This window comes from Ectobacillus sp. (genome assembly GCF_056992975.1).
Map to the genome: position 1 here is coordinate 1 of NZ_JBXKMX010000165.1, position 3980 is coordinate 3980.

The 3980-nt window shown below is 38.7% G+C and carries 4 protein-coding genes; 3 read left to right on the top strand and 1 reads right to left on the bottom strand.

Going from position 1 to position 3980, the window contains the following annotated elements; all coding sequences use genetic code 11:
* On the bottom strand, positions 1–713 hold a 713-nt coding region (locus tag AC11ZT_RS07720; protein WP_484059043.1), incomplete at its 3' end, for an SH3 domain-containing protein.
* Between the two features lie 478 nt (positions 714–1191).
* On the opposite strand from AC11ZT_RS07720, the gene gatC reads away from it, so the two are divergent.
* The 3 genes from gatC to gatB form a co-directional block, all read left to right on the top strand.
* Positions 1192–1482, top strand: coding sequence for an Asp-tRNA(Asn)/Glu-tRNA(Gln) amidotransferase subunit GatC (gene gatC / locus AC11ZT_RS07725; protein ID WP_379970908.1), 291 nt, complete (start codon positions 1192–1194; stop codon positions 1480–1482).
* A gap of 16 nt (positions 1483–1498) precedes the next feature.
* Positions 1499–2959 (top strand): Asp-tRNA(Asn)/Glu-tRNA(Gln) amidotransferase subunit GatA, encoded by a 1461-nt coding sequence (gene gatA / locus AC11ZT_RS07730; protein WP_484059044.1) that lies wholly within the window; start codon positions 1499–1501, stop codon positions 2957–2959.
* Between the two features lie 15 nt (positions 2960–2974).
* Positions 2975–3980 (top strand): Asp-tRNA(Asn)/Glu-tRNA(Gln) amidotransferase subunit GatB (gene gatB / locus AC11ZT_RS07735; protein ID WP_484059045.1); only part of this gene is annotated, 1006 nt, incomplete at its 3' end.

Sequence of the window (3980 nt, forward strand, 5' to 3'; positions counted from 1 at the left end):
ATACTACTAGAAGTAGAAGCATCCGAGCGAACATTTAATTTATCAGCATTGTCGGTAGCTGCTTGAGTTTGAACCGGCGCAGGTGCATGAGTACTTGGAGCCGGCGAACTAGCGGAAGAGTCTGCAAGTTTTAAGAAAGCCAAGGAAACAAAAGCATCTTTGCCGTTAAAGGAAATTTTAGCCCAACCGTTGCTAGAGCTAAGAACAGAAACGGATTGACCTTGAATCAAAGAACCTAGAATACTACTAGAAGTGGAAGCATCCGAGCGAACATTTAATTTATCAGCATTGACGGTAGCTGTCTGCGTTTGAGCAGGCGCACTGGTAGTCGCTGGGCTAGCAAGTCTAATATAATCGAGTGAAATATATGCATCCTTTCCGTTGAAGGAAATCTTGGCCCACCCATTGTTTTGATTTACGATAGAAACCGATTGCCCTTGGACGAGTGTACCAAGAATTGTACTCGTAGTAGATGGTGCTGAGCGAACATTTAAGTGTAAGGTGGTAACTATGCCTTGCTGCATGGCTGAATCAGTTGCTGCATATGTGTTTGTGGCTACAACAGCTAAGCCACTTGCGACTAGTGAGCTAACGAGTAGAGTGTTTGTTGATGCGTTCATTGCATAAGGATACAAGCATAGCTTATATCCGTTCCCCCCTTTATAAAAACGAATTTGAAATGGGTATGAAATAGAATCTGTATGTAGAATCATGTAAGATTGTAGAACGTGGTAGTAGAAAGGAATATTTTCGTATTCCTTTAATTAAAAAAATGAATTATAAAACACTAATATAATAGAAAGAGAATGTTCTCTAAACATAGAAAAGTCCAAGTATATATAATTTTATCTACACCTATCGTAGCATATTATGGAAAACAATTAAATTTATATATTGTGAAAAATATATAAAAAATATATAAAAATAAAAAGAAAAGTATCCTGACTATTTCTACTAAAGCGCTTTCCATTTCTACTAACTTTCCGTTTATATCCTATCCGTGAGTGGTATAATGAATGATGGTGCAACCGTTCTGTTTTTTGATTATTCGAACAAAATAGCAATAGCAACTTTTTTGTACCTATGAAAAAACTGACCATTCTTGCTACATGTCTTGCTTGTATACAAGAAAGTCTGGTATCATCAATATTATTGTGTAATAGAACGAAATATGTATGGAGGTGTCTGAACGTGTCGAGAATTTCTGTTGATACTGTAAAGCACGTTGCTCATTTAGCACGTCTTACGTTTACTGAAGAAGAGGCTGAAAAGTTATCTAAAGAACTTGATGCTATTATTGGATTTGCTGAGCAATTAAATGAATTAAATACTGACGATGTAAAGCCTACATTCCACGTGTTAGATATGAAAAATGTTATGCGTGAAGATGTACCACAACCAGGATTACCAATTGAAGATGTATTAAAGAATGCTCCGGATCATAAAAACAATCAAGTCCGTGTGCCAGCGATTATAGAATAGAGGAGGGGAATGTACTGTGTCATTATTTGACTATTCTGTATCAGAATTACATAAGAAGTTACATAGTAAAGAAATTTCTGTTACTGATTTGGTAGATGAGTCGTATGATCGCATTGCCAAGGTAGAGGATAAAGTTAGTTCATTTATCACATTAGATGAAGAGAATGCACGTGCAAAAGCAAAAGAACTAGATGAAAAACTTGGAAAGACTGATGAAAAAGGTCTGCTTTTTGGTATGCCAATCGGTGTGAAGGATAATATCGTGACGAAGAATCTTCGTACGACATGTGCTAGTAAAATACTAGCAAATTTTGATCCTATTTATGATGCAACGGTTGTACAAAAGCTAACCCAAGCTGAAACCATTACAATTGGTAAGCTGAACATGGACGAATTTGCAATGGGTTCTTCCAATGAAAACTCTAGCTTCTTCCCTACGAAGAATCCTTGGAATACTGCCTATGTACCAGGTGGATCTAGCGGTGGTTCTGCTGCTTCTGTGGCAGCTGGGGAAGTATTATTTTCACTTGGATCTGATACAGGTGGTTCAATTCGTCAACCAGCATCTTTCTGCGGAGTAGTTGGATTAAAACCTACATACGGCCGTGTATCACGTTTTGGTCTTGTAGCATTTGCATCTTCACTTGATCAAATTGGGCCGATTACACGTAATGTGGAAGATAATGCATACTTGCTTCAAGCAATTTCTGGCCTAGATCAAAATGATTCTACTTCTGCAAATGTACCGGTAGGAGATTATGTATCAGCTTTAACTGGCGATGTAAAAGGACTTCGTATTGCGGTTCCGAAAGAATATCTCGGAGAAGGCGTTGGCGAAGAAGCACGTCAATCTGTTCGAAATGCACTAAAAGTATTAGAAGGACTTGGCGCAACGTGGGAAGAAGTATCTCTTCCACATTCTAAATATGCACTTGCAACGTATTACCTACTATCATCATCAGAAGCTTCTGCAAACCTTGCTCGCTTCGACGGAGTAAGATACGGATATCGTACAGACAATGCGACAAACCTATTGGAACTTTACAAAAATACGCGTAGCGAAGGCTTTGGCGATGAAGTAAAACGTCGTATTATGCTTGGTACCTTTGCTCTTAGCTCTGGTTATTATGATGCTTATTATAAACAAGCACAAAAGGCTCGTACCTTAATTAAACAAGACTTTGATAATGTATTTGCTAACTATGATGTGATTATCGGACCAACAACACCGACACCTGCATTTAAAGTAGGCGAAATTATTGATGATCCATTAACGATGTATGCAAATGATATATTAACTATTCCAGTAAACCTTGCAGGCGTTCCGGGAATCTCTGTTCCATGTGGGTTCGCAGAAAATGGTCTGCCACTTGGCTTGCAAATTATCGGTAAATATTTTGACGAGGCAACGATTTATCGCACTGCACATGCATTTGAACAAGCAACTGACTATCACAAGCAAAAACCACAATTATAAGGGAGGCGAAACGAGATGAATTTTGAAACAGTTATTGGTTTAGAAGTCCATGTAGAATTAAAAACAAAAACAAAGATGTTCTCAGCAAGTCCTAATCTCTTCGGTGCGCCCCCAAATACACAAACGAGCGTTATTGATTTAGGTTATCCAGGGGTACTTCCTGTCATTAATAAGGAAGCAGTAGACTTCGGTATGAAGGCTGCTATGGCATTAAACTGTGAAATTGCAACGGATACGAAATTTGATCGTAAAAACTATTTCTATCCTGATAATCCGAAAGCATATCAAATCTCACAATTTGATCAACCAATCGGTGAACACGGCTGGATTGAAATCGAAGTCGGTGGTAACAAAAAGCGGATCGGGATTACTCGTATTCACTTAGAAGAAGATGCTGGTAAATTGACTCATGCAGCGGGGAATCACTCTCTTGTCGATTTCAACCGTCAAGGAACACCGCTAATTGAAATCGTATCTGAACCAGATATCCGTACACCAGAAGAAGCTTATGCTTACTTGGAAAAGTTAAAGTCCATTATTCAATATACAGGTGTATCTGACTGTAAAATGGAAGAAGGATCTCTTCGCTGTGATGCGAATATTTCGATTCGTCCTGTAGGCCAAGAAGAATTCGGTACGAAAACTGAATTGAAAAACTTAAATTCCTTTGCATTCGTTCAAAAGGGATTAGAGTATGAAGAGGAACGTCAAGAGCAAGTCTTGCTTTCTGGCGGTATTATTGAACAAGAAACACGTCGCTATGATGAAACAACGAAGTCAACGATTCTCATGCGTGTAAAGGAAGGCTCTGACGACTATCGTTACTTCCCAGAACCAGATTTAGTTGAACTTTCGATTGATGAAGCATGGAAAGAACGTGTTCGTGCAACGATTCCAGAACTTCCAGATGTTCGTAAGAAACGGTATGTCGAAGAACTTGGACTTCCTGAATATGATGCGAAGGTTCTTACGCTTACGAAAGAAATGTCTGATTTCTTTGAAGCAACCGTTACGGAAGGTG